Genomic DNA, 19,449 nt, shown 5'->3' with positions numbered 1-19,449 from the left:
CGCAGATTACACCCCCATTTGGAAGGATTTCTGTGCGTCTTCCGCGTTCCGCCGCCGGTTGGACCATCGGCGTCTTCGGCGTGCTCGCCTTCGCGCTCGGGCTCGTCGGGCTGCTGTCGCCGGACTCCCTGCTGGTCCTGCTGGGTTTCGAGGTGCTCGACGTACGCCCGTCCGGCGACTACACGCTGGTCTACATGGCTGCTTCGTCGATGGCGGCGGTGAACATGGGGGTCTATTACGTTTTCGCGGCATCCGCCGACTACACGCCGTTCTTCCGGTGGACCGTGCCGTTCAGGCTGGTGACGTTCGCGGTGTTCACGACGCTGGTGCTGACGGGGGCGGCGCCGGCCGAGTTCTTCGGCGTGGGCCTCTGGGAAGGGGCGGGGGCGCTGGTCACCGGGTTCGCGCTCTGGCGCGAGGGCAGGTTGCTGCCCTCGCGCTCATGAGCTCACGGCCTGGTGTCGTCGGTACGGCCGCCGGCCACGAGCCGGTCGCCTTCCGCCGGTTCGTGCGCCACGTGACGCCCGGTCACGCCGTCATCGGTGGCCCGCTCGGCGGCCTCGGCGGCCTCGGCGGCACGGTCGCGTTCGAGCCGTCGTTCGAGGTCGCGCTTCTCGCCCTCCAGCCGGGAGACCCGGTCGGACGCCTCGGCTCGCGCGGCCCGCAGCCTGCGGCGCTTCCTGGCGGTCCTGCGCGACCCGGAGCCGATCAGCCAGAGCCCCGCCAGCAGGGCGGCCGCGGTGACCGCCCCCGCGACGAACATCTGGACGTGGTCGAGCTGGTAGGTGTTGCCGAACAAGATGTACCTGGAGCTCTCCTCGGTCGCCACCAGGGCGACCGCGCCGCCGGCGAGCAGGACCAGGATCAGACCCAATAAGACCATCCGAACTCACCCCTTGTCGTCAGAGCGTGTTTCTTCTGCCCTGACGCGGGCGGGGTATGCGCATGATGGCGGGTATGAGACCCGAGCCAGGCCAGGTGCTGCATTTCTCCGAGGACCCGACCATCGAGCGGTTCGTGCCCCATGTCGCGGGGACGTCCTCGCTCGTCGAGCCGTACGTGTGGGCGGTGGGCCACGACCGCTGCCCCGACTACTGGTTCCCGCGCGCCTGCCCGCGGGCGATGGCCTGGCGCGGTCCGGACACGGCCGACGAGGACGTGACCAGGATCGTCGGCGCGGGCTGCGGCGATCGCGTCCACGCCGTCGAGTACGCCTGGCTCAAGGCCATCATGGACGTCCGGCTGTACGCCTACCGCCTGCCCGCGACCGGCTTCGCGCCGATCGGCGACCCGCCGCACGCCGTGGTGTCGAGGGCGCCGGTCGTCCCGGTCGGCCCTCCGGAGCCGGTGGGCGACCTGTTCGAGCTGCACGAGCAGGCCGGGATCCAGCTCCGCGTGCTGGACAACCTGTGGCCGTTCTGGCACGAGGTGACGGGCAGCAGCATGCAGTTCAGCGGGATCAGGCTGCGGAACGCGCGTCGATGAGCGCGGTCAGCTCCTCCACCGGCATCGAGGCGGGTGGCAGCTTCTCGCGGGCGTACCTGTTGGCCTCGCGGCGCAGCACCTCGTTGACCGGCGTGGGCACGCCGTGCTCGCGGCCGAGCAGGACGATCTCGCCGTTGAGGTAGTCGGCCTCGATCGAGCCGCTGCCCCTGGCCAGGCTCTGCCAGGACGATCCGCCGCCGCGCTCGACGCCTTCGATGGGGACGACGTCCACCTGGTGGCCGCGGACCCTGCGCTCGTCCTCGGGGGTGGAGTAGGGGATGCCCGCGTGGTCGAACACGCGCATGGCCTCGGCGCGGGCTCGGTCGAAGAGCTCGACCATGCCGTCGGCGTGCCCGACGAGGGCTTCGACGGCGTTGCCGAGGTTGCTGAGGAGTTTGCCGTGCTTCCAGCGCATGACGTCGGGGGTGGCGCTGGCCAGCAGACCGTGTTTGCCGAGGTCGTCGGCGATGCGCCCGGCCAGGTCGTCCACAGCCTGGGGATAGCGTCCGACGTGCAGCAGGCCCGAGTACGGGTGGCCGTAGGCGGCCACGACGCCGGGTTCGAGGTGCTGGGAGGGCAGCCACACGCACATGCCGTAGACGTGCTCGGACCTGCGCAGGACGGTGCGCTCGTTGGCCACGCCGTTCTGGGCGCAGACGACCGGCAGGTCCGCCGGCCAGGGGTCGAGGGCGGCCGTCGTGTCCTGCGACTTGGTGGCCAGGATCAGCACGTCGCCGTCGCGGGTGGGGACCGGGCCGGAGGTGGCGGGGATGTGCAGGGTCTCGTCGGATTCGGGGGTGATCAGGCGGAGTCCGTCACGCTTGAGCGCCTCGTAGTGCGCGCCTCTCGCGACGAGCAGAACCTCGTGCCCGCCCTGGTGGAGGCGGGCGCCGATGGTGCCGCCGACTGCTCCTGCTCCGATCACTATGTAGCGCATTGTCCGAGAATGTCACTTCCTACTTCGCCAGCGCCACCTCGGTCTGGGGGACCAGGGCGGTGCCGCGCGTCCGCTCGCGCATGATCGTCTTGAGTACGCGCCAGCCGTCGCGCACGGCGTGCAGGTTGCTCGCGCCGTGGATCCGGGAGCGCTCGTGGCTGGGCACCTCGTGGATGACCAGACCGGCCTGGGCGGCCCGGACGTTCATGAGCGTCTCGATCTCGAAGCCGTCGCAGTCGAGCTCCATGGCGTCCAGGTGGTCGCGCCAGAAGGCGTTGTAGCCGTAGCACAGGTCGGTGAAGCGGGTGCCGTACAACAGGTTGGTCAGGCCCGTGAGGAACTTGTTGCCGAGCGAGCGGATGGGGCTCAGGTCGTCGGAGCCGCCACCGGGGGCGTACCGGGAGCCCTTGGCGAAGTCGGCGCCGTCGATGAGGGTCTCGACGAAGGAGCGGATCTCCTTGCCGTCGGTCGAGCCGTCGGCGTCGATCATGACGATGATGTCGCCTCTGGCGGCCTGGAAGCCCTCGATGAGGGCGTTGCCCTTGCCGCGCCGGCTCTGCACGACGACCCGGAGGTCGGGGCGCAGCCTGCGCGCGACGGCGACGGTGTCGTCGGTCGAGTTGCCGTCGACCAGGATCACCTCGTCGATCCAGTCGGGCAGCGTGGCGAAGACGTGGGGGAGGTTCTCGGCTTCGTTCATCGCGGGGACGATGACACTGACACTGGCGGCGAAGGGCTGCTTGTTCATGGGTACAAGGTGCACCTGCACACATGCAGCCCACTTGACACTGCCTTGCAGTGATCCTACTTATATGCGATCTCCGCTGACCAATGCCTCGTCGGCCCGCGCGACGATCTCGGAGACGGTCTCGTCGGGGGTCTGGCCGGAGGTGTCCAGCCACAGGCCGATCCGCGGTGTCCCGGCCCGTAAGGTGGCGTCGAGCTGGGCGATCGTCCAGGCGCCGTAGCCGGTTTTGGCGCGTTCGCGCTCGCGGCGCTCGACGGCGGCGGCGTCGGGGGCGAGCACGACCACCCGAAGCGGACGGGTGCGGATCCACGTGGTGAACCGCTCCAAGTCTTCACCAAGAACCACATCTTGCACAATTGACGTGAATCCGGCTTGGAAATACAAGTCCGCCGTCTGGGCCGCGAGCCGGTAGCGGAGGTGGAGCTGGCGGACCGCCTCGTCCGCCGCCTCCTCCGCCCTTGGCGTCATCTCGGCCCGGCCGCGCACGACCATGCGGCGGAAGGCGTCGCCCCGGACGTGAACCGACCGCGGCAGGCGCTCGGCCAGGGCCTGGGCGACCGTGGACTTGCCCGAGGCCGAGATCCCGGTGACCAGGACGACGCCCTTCACCCGCCGACGAGCTTCCGCACCCGGTCGGCGCCCACGGCCATGAGCAACGTGGGCAGCCGGGGCCCGGTGTCGCGGCCGACCAGCAGCCGGTAGAGCAGGACGAAGAACGCGCGCTGGGCCGCCTTCAGCTCCGGCGTGGGCTTCGCGTCGGCGTCCAGGCCGGCCTGGAGCTTCGGCACGCCGTAGACCAGCGCGGTGAGGCCGTCGAGCGTCCAGTCGTCGAGGCCCTCGGCCAGCAGCCGCAGCGACTCGCGCTCGGTCTGGCCCAGGGAGTCCAGCAGGGCGTGGTCGGGCGTCTCGCGCACGCGGGTGCGCTGGTCGGCGGGCAGGTGGTCGGCCACCCAGCGCCGCGCCCGGTCGAGCCGGGGGCGGGCCTGGCCGAGGTCGTCGACCGCGTCGAGGTCGCGCAGGATGCGCAGCGCCTGCTCGTCGTGGCCGGTGGTGATGTCGAGGATCGAGGCGAGCGTGCGGTAGGGCACCGGGCTCGGCGTGACCGGCAGCGGCCCGGCAGCGGTGCCCACGGCGCGGCCGTGGGCGGCCAGCTCGGCGGGCTGGGCCTGGCCGGCGGCGACCTTGCGGGCCAGGGCGTCCCACTCGTCGTAGAGGCGCTGGATCTCCTGGTCGAAGGCGATCTTGAAGGACTGGGCGGGCTTGCGGCGGGCGTACAGCCAGCGCAGCACGGGGGCCTCCATGATGGCCAGCGCGTCGGCCGGGGTCGGCACGTCGCCCTTGGAGCTGCTCATCTTGGCCATGCCGGTGATGCCGACGAAGGCGTACATCGGGCCGATCGGCTGCTCGCCGCCGAACACCTCGCCCACGATGCTCCCGCCGACGATCCAGGCCGAGCCGGGGGAGTGATGGTCGACGCCCGACGGCTCGAAGACCACGCCCTCGTACGCCCACCGCATCGGCCAGTCGACCTTCCACACCAGCTTGCCGCGGTCGTGCTCGGCCAGGCGCACGGTCTCGCCGAACCCGCACTCGCAGGTGTAGGCCAGCTCGGTCGTCTCGTCGTCGTACGCGGTGACCTTGGTGAGGTCGCGCTCGCACAACTCGCAGTACGGCTTGTACGGGAAGTAGTCCTCCACCTCCCGCCCGCCGTCCTTGGTCCGGTACGCGGCCAGGATCGCGTCGATGCGCGACCGCTCGCGCACGGCCAGCAGGATCTGCTCCCGGTAGGCCCCCGAGGTGTACTGCTCGCTCTGGCTGATGCCCCGGTAGTCGACCCCCAGCTCGGCCAGCGCGGCGACCATCGGCGCCTTGAAGTGCTCGGCCCAGTTGGCGTGCGGGCTGCCCGGCGGAGCCGGCACCGAGGTCAGCGGCTTGCCGATGTGCTCGGCCCAGGCCGGGGCGATGCCCGCGGGCACCCTGCGGAAGCGGTCGTAGTCGTCCCAGGACAGCAGGTGCACGCATTCGAGGCCGCGCCGCCGGATCTCGTCGGCGACGAGGTGGGGGGTCATGACCTCGCGCAGGTTGCCCAGGTGGATGGGGCCCGAGGGGCTGAGCCCGGAGGCGCAGACGATCGGTTTGCCCGGGGCACGACGCTCCGCCTCGGAGATCACCTCGTCCGCGAACCTGGAGACCCAGTCGGCCTCTGCACTTTCCGCCATCGAGCCATTGTCGCGGCTCGCCCGGGTCATACGCGAACCAGCCGAAAATGCGGTGCGTTGCAGAGCAGCCGTGCAGTAGCCTCCCGCGCATGACGCCACCCCGTGTACGTCCGCCTTTCGTGGCCGACGAACGTACCCAGCTCGTCGGCTGGCTGGACATGCAGCGCGCGATCGTCCACTGGAAGTGCGAGGGCCTGTCCGAGGCCGACGCCCACCGTGTCGTCCTGCCCAGCTCGCCGCTGATGACGATGGCCGGCCTGGTCGCCCACATGCGCTGGACCGAGCACTGCTGGTTCGAGGTGCTCTTCCTGGGCGGCAGCTCCGAGGGCAACCCGCAGTTCCTGGAGGAGCCCGAGGATGCCGACATGCTGGTCGAGGGCGTCACGCTGGCCCAGCTCCTCGACGACTACGCCAAGCAGTGCGAGCGCTCCAACGAGATCGTCGCCGCCCACTCGCTCGACGACGTCGGCAAGCACCCCGACTTCCGGTCGGCGGCGTCCTCGCTGCGCTGGGTGCTGATCCACATGGTCGAGGAGACCGCCAGGCACGCCGGTCACCTCGACATCGTCAGAGAGCTGGTCGACGGGAACAAGGGCTACTACTGACCCTCACAGGCCCAGCACGTCCGCCGGGTCGGCGATGATCCGCTGAATGACCATCCCGGCCGCCCCGAGCACCGCCGCGTCCGCGCCGTTGGACGAGACGACCAGGGCGGGCGGCGCGCCGCGCATCTGCCCCAGCCGGGCCCCCAGCACGTCCCGGGCCGGCGACTCCAGCCACGGGAAGAGCGGGGCGAAGATCCCGCCGAGCACGATCCTGCCGGGGTCGAGCAGGTGCACGGCCGAGGTGAGCGCCACCCCGAGCGCGTCCCCCGCCCGCGCGCAGGCGTCCAGCGCCCGCCGGTCGCCCGCGGCCAGCGCGTTCACCAGGGCGGCGACCGAGTCCAGGCCGCCGAGCAGGGCGTCCTGGCCCGCGTACACCTCCAGGCAGCCCCGGCCGCCGCAGCGGCAGGCGGGGCCGTCCGGGGTCACGACGACGTGGCCCAGCTCGCCGGCCAGCCCGTACGTCCCCCGGAACACCGTCCCGTCCACGACCAGGCCCGCGCCGACGCCGATCTCGCCGGAGACGTAGAGGAAGTCCGTCGCCCCCGAGCCGAACCACAGCTCGCCGAGCGCCGCCAGGTTCGCCTCGTTGTCGACCGCGCACGGCAGGTCCAGCAGGTCGGCCACCCGTACGTCGCGCCAGCCCAGGTGGGGGGCGTTGCGCAGTAGGTCGCCCTCGACCGTGCCGGGTACGGCCAGGGCGGCGCCGATGATCCGCAGCCCGGCCCCCTCGGCCTCGGCGGTGACCTCCTTCACCAGGTCGCGCAGCAGCTGGAGCACGCCCGCCGGGTCGGAGCCGCGGTTGTCGGCCGGACGGGTGCGGCGCAGGCGTACGGACCGGGTGAGGTCGACCACGCAGGCGGCCAGGTAGTCGATGTTGACCTCCAGCCCGAGCGCCGCCACGCGATGCCCGCTCAGCTCCACGGCCACGCCGGGCCGTCCGCGCTCGCCGTCGCGCACCGCGCCCGACTCGCTCACCGCCCCGGCCTCCAGCAGGGCCGCGACCAGGCTGGACACGGTGGTCTTGGTCAGCCCGGTGCGCTCGGCCAGCCCCGCCCTGGTGAGCGGCCCCTGCCGGTGGACGGCCTGGAGTACCACGGCCAGATTGCGGGCACGCATGGAATCATGCCGGACCCCCCTTGACGTCACCATGCATGCCTCCTCAGGATTATGTGCAGATTATGGACTAAAGGTTGGGGACACCGACACATGTCATCCTTCACTCCGACACCCGCCGACCGCTTCACCTTCGGACTCTGGACCGTGGGCTGGCAGGCCCGTGACCCGTTCGGGGACGCGAGCCGTCCCGCGCTCGACCCGGTCGAGAGCGTGCACAGGCTGGCCGAGCTCGGCGCGTACGGCGTCACCTTCCACGACGACGACCTGCTGGCCGTCGAGCCCGACCGGGACAAGGCGATCGCCGCCTTCCGCAAGGCCCTGGACGAGACCGGGATGAAGGTCCCGATGGCCACCACGAACCTGTTCACCCACCCGGTGTTCAAGGACGGCGCGTTCACCAGCAACGACCGCGACGTCCGCCGGTACGCCCTGCGCAAGGTCCTGCGCAACATCGACCTGGCCGCCTCGCTCGGCGCGACCACATACGTGTGCTGGGGCGGCCGCGAGGGCGCCGAGTCCGACGCGGCCAAGGACGTCAAGGCGGCCCTCGACCGCTACAAGGAGGGCCTGGACCTGCTCTGCCAGTACGTCCTCGACCGTGGCTACGACCTGCGCTTCGCCCTGGAGCCCAAGCCCAACGAGCCGCGCGGCGACATCCTGCTGCCGACCATCGGCCACGCCCTGGCGCTCATCAACGACCTGGAGCACCCGGAGATGGTGGGCCTCAACCCCGAGGTCGGCCACGAGCAGATGGCCGGGCTCAACTTCGTCCACGGCATCGCCCAGGCGCTCTGGCACGGCAAGCTGTTCCACATCGACCTCAACGGCCAGCACGGCCCCAAGTACGACCAGGACCTGATCTTCGGCCACGGCGACCTCAAGAGCGCCTTCTTCCTGGTCGACCTGCTGGAGAACGGCGGCTACGACGGCCCCCGCCACTTCGACTACAAGCCGCTGCGCACCGAGGACCCCGACGACGTGTGGGACTCGGCCGCCGCGAACATGCGCACGTACCTGATCCTTAAGGAGAAGTCGCGCGCCTTCCGCGCCGACCCCGAGGTCCAGGAGGCCCTGCGCGCCTCCCGCGTGGACGAGCTGGCCCGGCCCACCCTCGCCCAGGGCGAGACCTGGCAGGACCTGGCCGGCGACGACTTCGACCCCGAGGCGGCGGCCCGGCGCGGCTTCCACTTCACCCGGCTCAACCAGCTCGCCCTTGAGCACCTCATGGGGGTCCGCGGATGACCCGGCCGCTCAGCGTCCAGCTCTACACCGTCAGGGACCAGCTCGCCGCCGACCGCGACGGCACCCTTGAGCGCATCGCCGGCATCGGGTACGGCGCCGTCGAGCCCTTCGACCCGACCGACGACCCCAAGGGCTTCCGCCAGGTGATCGACGACCTCGGGCTCGCGGTGAGCAGCACGCACGCGTACGCGCTGCTCAGCAGGGAACCCGCCGAGGTCTTCGACGCCGTCGCCACGGTCGGCGCCGACCTGGTGATCATCCCCGGCGGCGTCCCCGAGGCCGAGTTCACCACCCGCGACGGCCTCTCGCGCACCGCCGACCTGCTCAACGGCCTGGCCGAGCAGGCGGCCGGGCACGGCATGCGCATCGGCTACCACAACCACTGGTGGGAGATCGAGCCCAGGATCGACGGCCGGCACGCCATCGAGGCGCTGGCCGACCTGCTCGCCCCCGAGGTGTTCCTGGAGATCGACACGTACTGGGCGGCCGTGGGCGGCGCGGACGTGCCCGCCCTGCTCGGCCGCCTGGCCGGTCGCACGCTCGCGCTGCACGTCAAGGACGGGCCGGTGGTGAAGGAGGAGCCGCACACGGCCGTCGGGTCGGGCGCGATGCCCGTGCCCGAGATCCTGGCCGCCGCGCCGGACGCCTGGCGCATCGTCGAGCTCGACACGTGCGCGACCGACCTGTTCACCGCACTCGCCGACAGCCACGCCCACCTCACCCGCCTGGAGCGCTCTTGAGCAGCGGACCCGTCGGTGTCGCGGTCGTCGGCGCCGGGGTGATCAGTGCCCAGTACCTGCGCAACCTCACCGCCTTCCCCGACGTGCGGGTGCTCGGCGTCGCCGACCTCGACACCGATCGGGCCGCCGCGGCGGCCCGCGAGCACGGTGTGCCCGCCTCGGGCGGCCTGGCCGAGATCCTCGCCCTGCCCGAGGTCGAGATCGTGGTCAACCTGACGGTCCCGGCCGCGCACGCGGCCGTCGCGCTGGAGTCCCTGCGCGCCGGCAAGCACGTGTACGGCGAGAAGCCGCTCGCCCTCGACATGGACCAGGCGGCCAAGGTCATGGCCGAGGCCGCTAACCTGGGCCTGCGCGTCGGCGGCGCCCCCGACACCTTCCTCGGCCCCGGACTCCAGGCCGCGGCGCACGCCCTGCGCTCCGGCCTGATCGGCGAGCCGGTCGGGATCACCGCCGCGTTCCAGAACCTGGGCCCGGAGTCCTGGCACCCCGATCCCGAGTTCTACTACCGGCCCGGCGGCGGTCCCCTGTTCGACATGGGCCCCTATTACCTGACCGCGCTGGTCTCCCTGCTCGGCCCGGTCGCCCGGGTCGCGGGCGGCACGCGCAGGGCCCGCGCCGAACGGATGATCGGCTCGGGCCCCAAAGCCGGCACCCTGTTCCCCGTGGACGTGCCCACCCACGTCAACGCCCTGCTGGACTTCCCCGGCACGGCCACCGCCACCGCGACCTTCAGCTTCGACTCGCCCGTCAGCCGCAAGCTGATCGAGGTCGTCGGCACCGAGGGCGCCCTGCTCCTGCCCGACCCCAACACCTTCGGCGGCCCGCTGCTGGCCCGCGGCCCGCACGACGCCGACTGGCGCGAGCTGCCCGTCGCCGACGGCACGGCCGGGCGCGGCATCGGCGTGCTCGACCTGGCCCGGTCGCTGCGCGCGGGCACGCCGCACCGGGCCTCGGGCGAGCTGACGCTGCACGTGCTGGAGCTCATGACGGCCATCACCGAGTCGGGCGAACGCGCCGAGTTCCGCCCGATCACCTCGGCCGTGACGGCCCCCGAACCCCTGCCCGCGGACTGGGACCCGTACGCGAGCACGTTGTCCTAGGAGCTCAGAAGAGCGGCTTGGCCAGGCGGATCGTCAGGATCCGGCTGGTCACGCCGGAGTCCACCAGGCGGCCGTCGGCGTCGAAGGTGCCGAGCCCGAAGTCGTTGTCGTTGGCCACGGCGAGCGTCACCGGGTCGAGCAGGGCGACGCCCTCGATCTTGCCCGGCAGGCCGGCGATCGCCGCCAGGTCCACGGACAGCGCCTTGGTGGCGACGGTGACGTTCGACGGCAGCGACGCCTCCAGCGACGGCGTGGTGGCCGGGTCGTCGTGCGGGCCGCCGAGCAGGTTCGTCGCCCGGCGCAGGTCCACGGTGTAGAGGCGGGCCACGGCGTCGGTGCGCTCCTGGAGGAGCAGGCGGCCGGGGCTCAGCACGTTCAGGGCCGAGATCTTCATGTCGCCCTGCTCGGCCGCCGGGTCGAAGGTGGCCACGTTCTCCATGGTGTAGGCCCACTCGCCGGTCGGGCGGCCGGTACGCAGGTCCACCCGCAGGATGCGGGCCGTGCTCGACGCCTTGCCGGTCTTCTTGTCGGGGTTGGCGAGCGGGCTCTGCACGGCCAGGTACAGGGCGCGCTCGGCCTGCGAGACGCCGAGCGCCTCGATGCCGCGGTTCTGCTGCCGGGTCGCGAGGATCGCGGGCAGCGTCTCGTGGACCGGGTAGCCGGTGCCGGTGAGGTTCAGGCCCTTGGGGACGTACCGGGCCAGGATGCGGCCGTCGCCCGCCACGTGGAGCAGCGAGGGGGAGTACTCGTCCACGAGCCAGAAGCCGCCGCGGCCGTCGGTGACGATGTCCTCGGTGTCCAGGCCGTTCGGGTCGTAGGTGAGCTGGGTCAGGCCGTCCCAGGTGTAGGGGACCTCGTCGTGGCCGGGCTGGTTGGACAGGCCGGTGATCGGGGTGCCGTCGGAGGTCTTCAGCGGGATGCTCTCCACAATGCGCGCCACGCCCTGCCGTACGGCCACGCGGACGATCGCCGGCGCGAACTCCGGCACCGGGAACGTGCGCCGCTTCTCGCCGTTCACCTTGGGCTCGCCGTTCGGGCCCCGGTCGGTGACCATCCAGTACTCGCCCGCGCGCCGGGCCGGGAACAGGCCGCTGCCGAGGCCGCCGAGCTTGACGCCGCGGGAGTCCTTGACGAGGCCCGGCTCGAAGGCGGCCAGGTCGGGGGCGGGCAGCGTCACGTCGGACAGGACGCGCGGCTGCCGTCCGGAGGCGGCGTCGGCGGGCGCGGCGACGGTGGTGGCGAGGGCCGCGCCGACGGCCAGCATGGCGATGAACGAACGAGACATGACGCTTCCCTTGGCAGCAAAACTACAGACAAGGGTCGAAAGGTATCGACGCTTGATGTCCTACCGCTGAAGGGCAAATGAATTCACCCCACGACATCACACGAAATTTCGTGACGACCGGTGACATGCCGCACGGTCTGACGCTGAGCCGGTTTCCGAGCCCTTGCCTGCCGGCGAGGTCGCCGATCCGGTCGTTCCCTTCCCCTTGTTGAGGGAAGAAGAGGAAGCATGACCCAAGACCCCTTCGAACCCCCAGGAACCGGGCTCATCACGTCCTGGATCGCCCTCCTCGACAACGCCCGCCACGAGAACCGGGTCATCTCGGTACGCCTGCTGAGCGGCGACTCCTTCACCGGCCACGTCACCCGCCGGGGCGACTCGGTGGTCACGGTCGAGTCCTCGGACCGGGCGTCGGGCGGCGTCCGGGAGCACAACCTCGCCATCAGCGCGATCGTGTCGATCACCTTCGAGCCGCCGGCCGGTCCCGGCGGCGCCTCGCCGGCCTGAGCGCCGGACGCGGCCGGTCCGTCGCACGGGAACGCGTCGTCCCGTATCGTCCGCACCAGCGACCCCGTCCACGTGAGGAATGATCAACATGTCCCACGATGTGGTACGACGCGTTTTCCGCACGGTCGACTCGTTCGACCCCGACAAGTTCGCCGAACTGCTGGCCGAGGACGCCACTCTGGTGTTCGGCAACGCCGAGCCCATGGTGGGACGCGACGCCGTCGCCGACGGCCTGCGGACGTTCTACTCGACCATCGGCGGCCTCCGGCACCGGATCGTCAGGGACTGGCAGGTGGGCCCCGACACGATCGCCGAGACCGAGGTCACGTACCGGCGGCTGGACGGCAAGGACGCCGCAGTGGTGGCCGTCTCCATCTGGCGCACCCGGGACGACGGCCTGATCTCGGACTACCGCATATTCGCCGATCTCGCCCCGGTCTACGAACCCTAGCCCCTGCCCCCTATTCCTGTCGGTATTGTGGACAACCTCGTGGGCCCCGCCCGGTGGCCACGTACCGACAGGAGAACCGCCATGAGCACCCCCGTTCCTCCTACCCCGACCCCGAGCAGCACCCCCGCCCCGAGCCCCAGCAATCCGTCACCCAGCGAGCCCCCGCCGCCGCGCCCCGCGCCACCGTTCCCGGCCTCCGGCGCGAGCCCGGCGGCCCCCCGGGGGCCCGGGCTGCCGACCACCGAGGTGTACGGCAGCACCTTCACCAAGGCCGCCGGCGCCCTGCTCGCGGAGCGCACCGAGCTGGCGACCGACATCCGCCGCATCCTGGACGCCATAGCCGCACTGGGCGACTTCGCCGGCACGGACGGGACCGCGAACACGTTCCGAAAAAGCTATTCCACGGCCCTGAACAAGGCCGAGACCTACGTCGAAGCCTTGCGCGACGTATACCCGGCAGTGGCCGACCGCCTGGACGACATGAAGACCAGCTTCGACGTCGCGAACTGGGCGACCATCGAATCCCTGCCCGAAGTGTCCGACCCGCCCAAGCTTTCCCCCAAGGACGGAAAGCTCACCTGACACCCCAGGAGTCCCCCATGACCACCCCCGAAGACCCCACTCCCTATCTCGACGACGAGATGCGCCACCTCCTCGACCGGTTCCAGGCCGACGTCCGCCCGCTGGAGGAGTTGCAGGAGAGCCTCGACGCCGTCCGCGGCCGGGGTGAGGCCGCCGACGGCCAGGTCAGGGCCGAGGTGACGCCGACCGGCGCGCTCGGCGGCCTGCACATCGACCCGCGGGCCATGCGACTGGGCGCCGACGCCCTGGCCGAGGCCGTCCTGGCCGCCGCGAACGCCGCCGCCGAGGACCTCGCCGCCCAGATGACCGGCCTGATGACGACCGGTCTGACCCCTTTCGCCGACGAGATCCGGCGTTTCACCCGGGAGTGACGACGTGGCCGGCCCTCAGTACCGTCGCCATCTCCTGAACTGGTCCTGGCCCGCGGCGACCCCGAGCTTGGCGAGCATCTGCTGCCAGGTCGGCAACAGGCTGACCGGGTCGTCCACGACGTCCCCGGGCCTGTTGAGCGCGTTGGCGGTGGTGCTGAAGATGGTGGATCCGGTCAGGAACACGACCGCGTTCCGCGCCGCCGGGTTCTTCGGCAGCACGTTCGCGGCCTTGCCGAAGTTCGCGGGGTCCACGTGGTAGAAGACCATGGCCGCCGCGAAGTTCTTCAGCATGTACTCGCCGCGGTCGCCCCACGACCCGGTGTCCTCGCCCCTCGCCAGCTTGAACCCGTCGACGACCGCCTGGTCGAGAACGGTGTAGGCGAAGCTGCCCCCCACCGCGTAGATGAACCGCTTCCCCACGGCGTTCTCGAACATCCTGATCAACAGCCGCGCCTGCGATCTGCGTATCGCCCAGTTGATCATCACCTGGACCTTCTTGTCGATCACCGGCCAGCAGAAGAACATCAGCAGTTCCATCCACTGGATCATGGCCATCGTGCGCAACGTGTGCTGGGTCCGCTCCAGCAACTCCGCATAATCCTCGACGGCGTCCGCCAATCCCCGGATGTAGGCGGAAACCCGCGGCGGATAGGGCGCGATCTCCTTGGCGAAATACCGCCTGAACGCGTCAATTCCCGCGCCGGAACTCGGTGGCCGCCAAACCCTGCTCGCCACCTCCTCCACGTCGTCCAGGCTCGCGTCCACCCGTCCCGCCAGCTGGCGCAACAATTCGGCGGCCGCCCGCGCTCTGGCCGGATCGCCGTCGGGATAGGCCACGCTCAACATCTGCAGCACCACGCCCCCGACCCCGACGGCCGAGAACATGAACCCTGCCATCGGCAGCGCTCTGGAAGACGGACTCATTGGACAACTCCATTCTTCTGGCGGTAATCATAGGATCATCCCACCAATCTCATTGATTACGCCAGCCCCAGGCAGAACTGAAGCCTTGAATCGGCACGCAATTGCTCAATAGCCTCAAGGCGGCTCTGTTCTGCAGCGGAGGTATCGGTAACCCCCGAATTCGCTCACATCTCCGCCGGTTACCATCCCGATCCGGCACTCTCGATGTGTCACGTGGAACGACTGCGGACACCGGGCAGCTACGTCACCGGGACGGTCGCCGGTCTGCCGATCGTCGCCGTACGGGACGAGTCCGGCTCCCTGATGGACATGAGCACGTACCAGGTCACCGCGTACGGCATCTACTCCAGCCACATGGCTCAGGCGGGCAAGGCCGAGAACTCGGCCTACGACGTGTCGGGCGCGACGGTCACCGAGCACGCCGTCCACCACTTCCACGGCCTGATCCTGGACGCCTACCGCCGCCATCTCGAACAACGGCCATAGGGCCCACAGCCCCGACGCGAAAGGCCGCTTCCGCGTCTTCGTCTGTCACGCCTGAAACCATCCGGACACCTGCTTGTTGTGACATACCCCTACGGAAGGGACGACCGCGTGGGCCCACCGGACCCCCGGCGACGCTTCGAGGAGCTCTACACCGAGCACTACGAGGCCGTCTCCGGATATGTGCGGCGGCGCGCCGACGACCCTCACGACATAGCCGACGTCATCGCCGAGACCTTCACGACCGCGTGGCGGCGGCTCGGCGACGTGCCGTCCGGCGACCGCGCCCGGCTCTGGTTGTACGGCGTGGCCAGGCGCACCCTGGCCAACCACCGCCGCGGCGAGTCCCGCAGGGCGGCCCTCACCACGCGCCTGCGCACCGAGCTCGAAGAATGGACCGGCCCCGGGACGGAGGCCGTGCCCGAGACCGCCCGCGCGGCCTTCATGCGGTTGTCCGCCGACGACCGGGAGGTGTTGTCGCTCGTCGCCTGGGAGGGGCTCGGCAACGCCGAGCTGGCGCAGGTGCTCGGCTGCTCGCGCCTCGCCGTGCGGCAGCGCCTGCACCGCGCCCGCAAGCGCCTGGCCACCGAGCTCGCCGCCGACGACCCCGATCTCGCCCGGTACGGTCCGCGGGCCGTCCGTCTTGCCAAGGAGACCTCATGAACCCGCAGCTCGACGACGTCGTCAGGCGGCTCGCCCCGCCCGCCGGGCCGGGGCTGACGCCCGGCGCCCGGGAGACGATGTACAAGATCATGGAGGAGGAGCCCGCCCCGGCCCTGCCCATGCGCAGGAGGCGGCGCGCCCTGCTCGCGCTGGGCGCCCTCGCGGCGTCGTCCGCCGTCGTCCTCACCCTCGGGCCCGCCTCGGCCTCGGCCCTCGACGTCAAGGACGAGGGCGGCTACTTCGTCATCGAGGTCAAGGACGTGTTCGCCAAGCCGGAGGCATACCAAGAACAACTGCGCGACGCCGGGCTCGACATCAAGCTGCGGCTGTTGCCCTCCACGCCCAGCAACGTCGGCTCGGTCGCCCCGAGCACGGCGGAACCGGACGGCATCGAGGTGGTCGACCGGCAGGAAGGCTGCGAGTTCGCGGGCGGCTGCCCGATCAGCATCAAGGTCCGCCGGGACTTCAAGGGGCCGGCCGAGGTCGTCCTCGGCCGGGAGGCGCGTCCCGGTGAGGAGTACGAGATCATCACCGGCTTCGACTCGCTCGGCGAGCCCATGCACTGCGCGCCGTTCCACAACAGGCCCGTCGGCGAGGTGCGCGCCCTGCTCAAGGCCCGCGGCGTGGACGTCCAGGCGTTCGACGTCCTCGGCCCGGCCTTCTGGACGAAGGAGGGCAAGGACACCGAGCCGGTGACCAAGGCGTCGGTACCGGAGACCATGCACGTCGTCGGCGGCTACCTGACGATGGCCGGCAAGGCGACACTCCAGGTCAGCGACTCGGACCTGCCCGCCGACCTGGTACGGACGATGAAGGAGAAGACCGGGTGCCCGTGATCGTGCACAAGGCGCTGGCCGCCGTCCTGGTGGCCGCGACGGTCGGCGTCGTGCCCGCGCCCGACCTTCCGCAGCCTCCGGATGTGGGCCGGGCGGGCGGTGTCACGTTGATCACCGGCGACCGCGTGATGGTCACCGGCGGCGGCGGATACCGCGTGCGACCGGGGCCGGGCAGGCGGGTGGGGTTCAGCGGCCAGATCCAGGACGGTCACCTGTACGTGATCCCGTCCGACGCCCGGCCGCTCGTCGCCGCGGACCTCCTCGACCGGCGGCTGTTCGACGTCACCCAACTGCTGGCCTGGCGGTACGGCGACGCCGACCGGCCCGACATCCCGCTGATCGTCCAGTCGTCCCAGGGGACGGCCCCGACGTTCCGGGGGGCCGAGCGGGCCCGGCGGCTCGGCGGGCTCGGGATGAGCGCGATGAACGTGCCCAAGGCGTCCGCCGGGCGGACCTGGCAGGACCTGGCGGCCGGCGCCCGCTCCCTCACCGCCGGATCCACCAAGCTCTGGCTGGACGGCCGCCGCTCCTACAACCTCGACCGGAGCGCCGAGCAGATCGGCGCCACCGAAGCCTGGAAACAGGGCATGACGGGCAAGGGCGTCACGGTGGCCGTCCTGGACAGCGGGTACGACCCCGACCACCCCGACCTGAAGGGCGTGGTGACCCAGGAGAAGAACTTCACCGACGACCCCGACATCCGCGACAACACCGGCCACGGCACTCACGTCGCCTCGATCATCGCGGGGGCCGACGCGAAGTACCGAGGGATCGCGCCCGGTGCGAAGCTCGCCGTCGCGAAGGCCGGCACCGCCTTCGGACTGACCGAGTCGGCCATCCTGGCGGGCATGGAGTGGGCCGCCGCCGAGGTCAAGGCCAAGATCGTCAATTTGAGCTTCGGCGCTCCCGACACCCTGGGCCTCGACCCGGTCGAGCAGGCGGTGAACACGCTGTCGGAGCGGTACGGCACGCTGTTCGTCGCGGCCTCGGGCAACGACGGCACCACCGTCACCAGTCCCGGCAGCGCCGACGCCGCGCTCACCGTCGGCTCCGTCGACCACCAGGACCGCGTCGCCGCCTCCTCGGGCAGCGGACCCCGCGAGGGCGACCACGCCATCAAACCGGACATCACCGCGCCCGGCGTGGAAATCGTGGCCGCGAAGGCGGGCGGGACCGGCACCGAGGCGCACGTGGCGATGTCGGGCACCTCCATGGCCGCGCCGCACGTGGCGGGCGCCGCGGCGATCCTCGCCCAGCTCCATCCCGACTGGACCGGGCAACGGCTCAAGTCCGCGCTGACGGGCAGCGCCATGCCGCTTCCCGGCCTGACGCCGTACCGGCAGGGGACCGGGCGGGTGGACGTCGTCCGCGCGCTGGCCCAGCAGGTCGTCGCCGTACCGGAGCGGGTGTGGGCGTACTTCCCCTCGGACGGTCCGGGGGAGCGGGTGTCCACCGGGACCGTCACGTACGACAACGCCGGCGACACCCCCGTCGACCTCGACCTGACCGCCGACGGCGAGGTGGCGCGGCTCTCCGCCCGACGTCTCCAGGTGCCCGCCAAGGGGCAGGCGACGGTCACCGTGACGATCGACGCCAAGGACAAGGCGTCCGGCGAACACCCGGCGACGATCAGCGCCAGGTCGGGCGACACGGTGATCCGCACGCTCGCCGGCGCGTTCGTCGAGCCCGAGTCCCACAACGTGACCGTCAAGGCGCTCGACCGCAACGGCCGGCCCGCCGAGGCGGGCTTCATCCAGGTGTACGACGCGCACACGGGCACCGGCCGCGACGTCCCCTTCATCGACGGGACGGCCCGGCTCAGGCTGCCCGAACGCGAGTGGAACCTGTACACCGAGATCGACGACGACACGGGAGGCACCCTGGCCCACACCCGGCTCGACCTCGACCAGGACCGGCAGGTGACCATCGACGCCCGCGACGGCAGGCGAGCCGGCTTCAGCGTGGACGACCCGGACGCCGCGCCGGGCGACCCGCTCGTCGTCGAACTGGCCGACGGCGCCTGGTCCTACGGGTTCGCGAGCTGGGCCGCACCGGGCTGGGACACGTACGTCGTCCCGGCACGCGCGCCGGGCCTGCGATTCCTGATCAGGAGCCTCTGGAAGAGCAGGACCCGCACGCCGAGCCCGTATGTCTACGACCTGGTGAACATCCACACCGACGGGCTGCCGGACAACCCCGTTCACGCCGCCCGGCGCGCGGACCTGGTCAAGGTGACGGCGACGTACCGGGCCGCGGCCACGGCGGCGACCGGACTTCCGTACTCCGGCCCGAGGCTCGTCGAGGACAGGCCCGGGATCGGGGCGAGCCCGGTCCAGGAGGTGGAGCTGCCGAGCACCCTCACCCACTACCGGACGCCGGGGCTGGTGTGGGACAGCGGGTTCGAGGTCGGCACGTCCGTCGTGGCCGGCGCCCCGGTCAGGTTGGAGCGGGGGAGCACCACGGAGGTGTGGAACGCCGCCGTGACCGGCCCGTCCGCGCCCGTCGCGACCCGATCGGGTGACGAGCTGACCGTTCCCGTGGGCGGCCTGTTCGCCGACGGCGTCGCCGGCCACAGGGGCGCCGACGACGCGGCCACCGGCACCGCCACCCTCACCACCGGCGGCCGGACGCTGGCCGAGACCGACCTGGCGGGATGCGCGACGGAACGGCCCGCCGACTGCGTGCTCCACGCCGCCCTGTCACCGGAGGCCGCCACGTACACCCTGAAGGCGTCGGCCCGCCGCCAGGTCCCCTACTCCACCCTCTCGACCGCCGTGGAGTCCGTCTGGACGTTCCGCTCCTCCAGGGCCGACGGCCGCCGTCCGCCGCCCCTGACCGCGGTACGCCTCACCCCCACCACCCTGGACGACCACAACCGCGCCCGCCCGGGCACCCGCACCCCCCTCACCCTGACACTCGAACCCCACCAGGAGAGTACGCGCGTACGCCTTGAGACCTCCTCCGACGACGGCCGCACCTGGCGTCCCGTCCCGGTGACACGATCCGCCCAGGGCCGGCTGGCGGTGGTCCCCAACCCCCGCACAGCGGGATTCGTCTCCCTGCGGGCGACCGTCATCGACACCCCCACCACCCGGCTGACCCAGACGATCATCCGCGCCTACGCGGTGGGCTGAACCGGTGCCCGGCCGTCCATC

The 19,449-nt window shown here is 71.4% G+C and carries 22 protein-coding genes; 14 read left to right on the top strand and 8 right to left on the bottom strand.

What is annotated here, in order from left to right; genetic code table 11:
* Positions 1–32 precede the first annotated feature (32 nt).
* Positions 33–446, top strand: a complete 414-nt coding sequence (locus ABZ815_RS01535; RefSeq protein WP_357692775.1) for a hypothetical protein — start codon at positions 33–35, stop codon at positions 444–446.
* A 2-nt stretch (positions 447–448) separates the two neighbouring features.
* Here ABZ815_RS01535 and ABZ815_RS01530 read toward each other — a convergent pair whose 3' ends face one another.
* Positions 449–883 carry a hypothetical protein gene (locus ABZ815_RS01530; RefSeq protein WP_357692773.1) on the bottom strand — a complete coding sequence of 145 codons (435 nt, stop codon included), beginning with the start codon at positions 881–883 and terminating at the stop codon, positions 449–451.
* A 74-nt stretch (positions 884–957) separates the two neighbouring features.
* Between ABZ815_RS01530 and ABZ815_RS01525 the strand changes: the two genes are divergently transcribed.
* Positions 958–1,485 (top strand): DUF6886 family protein, encoded by a 528-nt coding sequence (locus ABZ815_RS01525; RefSeq protein ID WP_357692771.1) that lies wholly within the window; start codon positions 958–960, stop codon positions 1,483–1,485.
* Here the strand turns inward: ABZ815_RS01525 and ABZ815_RS01520 are convergent.
* The 4 genes from ABZ815_RS01520 to lysS are packed head-to-tail and all read right to left on the bottom strand — an operon-like array spanning position 1,460 to position 5,389.
* Positions 1,460–2,422 carry a 2-dehydropantoate 2-reductase N-terminal domain-containing protein gene (locus ABZ815_RS01520; protein WP_357692769.1) on the bottom strand — a complete coding sequence of 321 codons (963 nt, stop codon included), beginning with the start codon at positions 2,420–2,422 and terminating at the stop codon, positions 1,460–1,462. The two genes, ABZ815_RS01525 and ABZ815_RS01520, sit on opposite strands and share 26 nt — an antisense overlap.
* 19 nt (positions 2,423–2,441) lie before the next feature.
* Complete coding sequence (locus tag ABZ815_RS01515; RefSeq protein WP_357692767.1) at positions 2,442–3,170, bottom strand: glycosyltransferase family 2 protein; 729 nt, start codon at positions 3,168–3,170, stop codon at positions 2,442–2,444.
* 60 nt (positions 3,171–3,230) lie between these two features.
* A complete protein-coding gene (locus ABZ815_RS01510; RefSeq protein ID WP_357692765.1) occupies positions 3,231–3,779 on the bottom strand; it encodes an AAA family ATPase in 549 nt (182 codons plus the stop codon).
* Entirely contained in the window at positions 3,776–5,389 is a 1,614-nt protein-coding gene (gene lysS, locus ABZ815_RS01505) for a lysine--tRNA ligase (RefSeq protein ID WP_357692763.1), read from the bottom strand. Before lysS ends, ABZ815_RS01510 begins: the two co-directional genes overlap by 4 nt.
* An 89-nt stretch (positions 5,390–5,478) precedes the next feature.
* Between lysS and ABZ815_RS01500 the strand changes: the two genes are divergently transcribed.
* Entirely contained in the window at positions 5,479–5,994 is a 516-nt protein-coding gene (locus ABZ815_RS01500) for a DinB family protein (RefSeq protein ID WP_357692761.1), read from the top strand.
* Between the two features lie 3 nt (positions 5,995–5,997).
* On the opposite strand, the gene ABZ815_RS01495 is transcribed toward ABZ815_RS01500, so the two are convergent.
* Entirely contained in the window at positions 5,998–7,110 is a 1,113-nt protein-coding gene (locus tag ABZ815_RS01495) for an ROK family transcriptional regulator (protein ID WP_357692759.1), read from the bottom strand.
* Between the two features lie 90 nt (positions 7,111–7,200).
* Here ABZ815_RS01495 and xylA point away from each other — a divergent pair, with 90 nt between their 5' ends.
* From xylA to ABZ815_RS01480, 3 genes are read left to right on the top strand one after another with little or no spacing between them, the layout of a single operon-like run.
* The gene (xylA, locus tag ABZ815_RS01490) at positions 7,201–8,352 is read left to right on the top strand and encodes a xylose isomerase (protein ID WP_357692757.1); all 1,152 of its coding nucleotides are present in this window, start codon (positions 7,201–7,203) and stop codon (positions 8,350–8,352) included.
* Positions 8,349–9,092: a sugar phosphate isomerase/epimerase gene (locus tag ABZ815_RS01485; RefSeq protein ID WP_357692755.1), complete on the top strand. Its 744-nt coding sequence runs from the start codon at positions 8,349–8,351 to the stop codon at positions 9,090–9,092. The genes xylA and ABZ815_RS01485 overlap by 4 nt, the downstream gene beginning before the upstream one ends.
* The gene (locus ABZ815_RS01480; RefSeq protein WP_357692753.1) at positions 9,089–10,192 is read left to right on the top strand and encodes a Gfo/Idh/MocA family oxidoreductase; all 1,104 of its coding nucleotides are present in this window, start codon (positions 9,089–9,091) and stop codon (positions 10,190–10,192) included. The genes ABZ815_RS01485 and ABZ815_RS01480 overlap by 4 nt, the downstream gene beginning before the upstream one ends.
* A 4-nt stretch (positions 10,193–10,196) precedes the next feature.
* On the opposite strand, the gene ABZ815_RS01475 is transcribed toward ABZ815_RS01480, so the two are convergent.
* Positions 10,197–11,477: an esterase-like activity of phytase family protein gene (locus ABZ815_RS01475; RefSeq protein WP_357692751.1), complete on the bottom strand. Its 1,281-nt coding sequence runs from the start codon at positions 11,475–11,477 to the stop codon at positions 10,197–10,199.
* Between the two features lie 228 nt (positions 11,478–11,705).
* Between ABZ815_RS01475 and ABZ815_RS01470 the strand changes: the two genes are divergently transcribed.
* The 4 genes from ABZ815_RS01470 (at position 11,706) to ABZ815_RS01455 (ending at position 13,388) form a co-directional block, all read left to right on the top strand.
* Complete coding sequence (locus ABZ815_RS01470; protein ID WP_357692749.1) at positions 11,706–11,984, top strand: hypothetical protein; 279 nt, start codon at positions 11,706–11,708, stop codon at positions 11,982–11,984.
* Positions 11,985–12,072: 88 nt separating this feature from the next.
* Positions 12,073–12,435 (top strand): nuclear transport factor 2 family protein, encoded by a 363-nt coding sequence (locus ABZ815_RS01465; RefSeq protein ID WP_357692747.1) that lies wholly within the window; start codon positions 12,073–12,075, stop codon positions 12,433–12,435.
* Positions 12,436–12,681: 246 nt separating this feature from the next.
* A complete protein-coding gene (locus tag ABZ815_RS01460; protein ID WP_357692745.1) occupies positions 12,682–13,017 on the top strand; it encodes a hypothetical protein in 336 nt (111 codons plus the stop codon).
* Between the two features lie 17 nt (positions 13,018–13,034).
* Positions 13,035–13,388, top strand: coding sequence for a YbaB/EbfC family nucleoid-associated protein (locus tag ABZ815_RS01455; RefSeq protein ID WP_357692743.1), 354 nt, complete (start codon positions 13,035–13,037; stop codon positions 13,386–13,388).
* 15 nt (positions 13,389–13,403) lie between these two features.
* Here the strand turns inward: ABZ815_RS01455 and ABZ815_RS01450 are convergent, their stop codons facing one another.
* Entirely contained in the window at positions 13,404–14,312 is a 909-nt protein-coding gene (locus ABZ815_RS01450) for a hypothetical protein (RefSeq protein WP_357692742.1), read from the bottom strand.
* 213 nt (positions 14,313–14,525) lie between these two features.
* Between ABZ815_RS01450 and ABZ815_RS01445 the strand changes: the two genes are divergently transcribed.
* The 4 genes from ABZ815_RS01445 (at position 14,526) to ABZ815_RS01430 (ending at position 19,428) form a co-directional block, all read left to right on the top strand.
* The gene (locus ABZ815_RS01445) at positions 14,526–14,798 is read left to right on the top strand and encodes a hypothetical protein (RefSeq protein ID WP_357692740.1); all 273 of its coding nucleotides are present in this window, start codon (positions 14,526–14,528) and stop codon (positions 14,796–14,798) included.
* Positions 14,799–14,906: 108 nt separating this feature from the next.
* Positions 14,907–15,458 carry an RNA polymerase sigma factor gene (locus ABZ815_RS01440; RefSeq protein ID WP_357692738.1) on the top strand — a complete coding sequence of 184 codons (552 nt, stop codon included), beginning with the start codon at positions 14,907–14,909 and terminating at the stop codon, positions 15,456–15,458.
* Positions 15,455–16,294, top strand: a complete 840-nt coding sequence (locus ABZ815_RS01435) for a hypothetical protein (protein WP_357692736.1) — start codon at positions 15,455–15,457, stop codon at positions 16,292–16,294. Before ABZ815_RS01440 ends, ABZ815_RS01435 begins: the two co-directional genes overlap by 4 nt.
* Entirely contained in the window at positions 16,285–19,428 is a 3,144-nt protein-coding gene (locus tag ABZ815_RS01430; protein ID WP_357692734.1) for a S8 family serine peptidase, read from the top strand. The genes ABZ815_RS01435 and ABZ815_RS01430 overlap by 10 nt, the downstream gene beginning before the upstream one ends.
* Positions 19,429–19,449: the final 21 nt, after the last annotated feature.

It is taken from the genome of Nonomuraea sp. NPDC047529, from assembly GCF_040642995.1.
Taxonomy (GTDB): Bacteria; Actinomycetota; Actinomycetes; order Streptosporangiales; family Streptosporangiaceae; genus Nonomuraea.
Note: the sequence above shows the minus strand (reverse complement) of the source record. Positions and strands in the feature narration are given on the sequence as shown.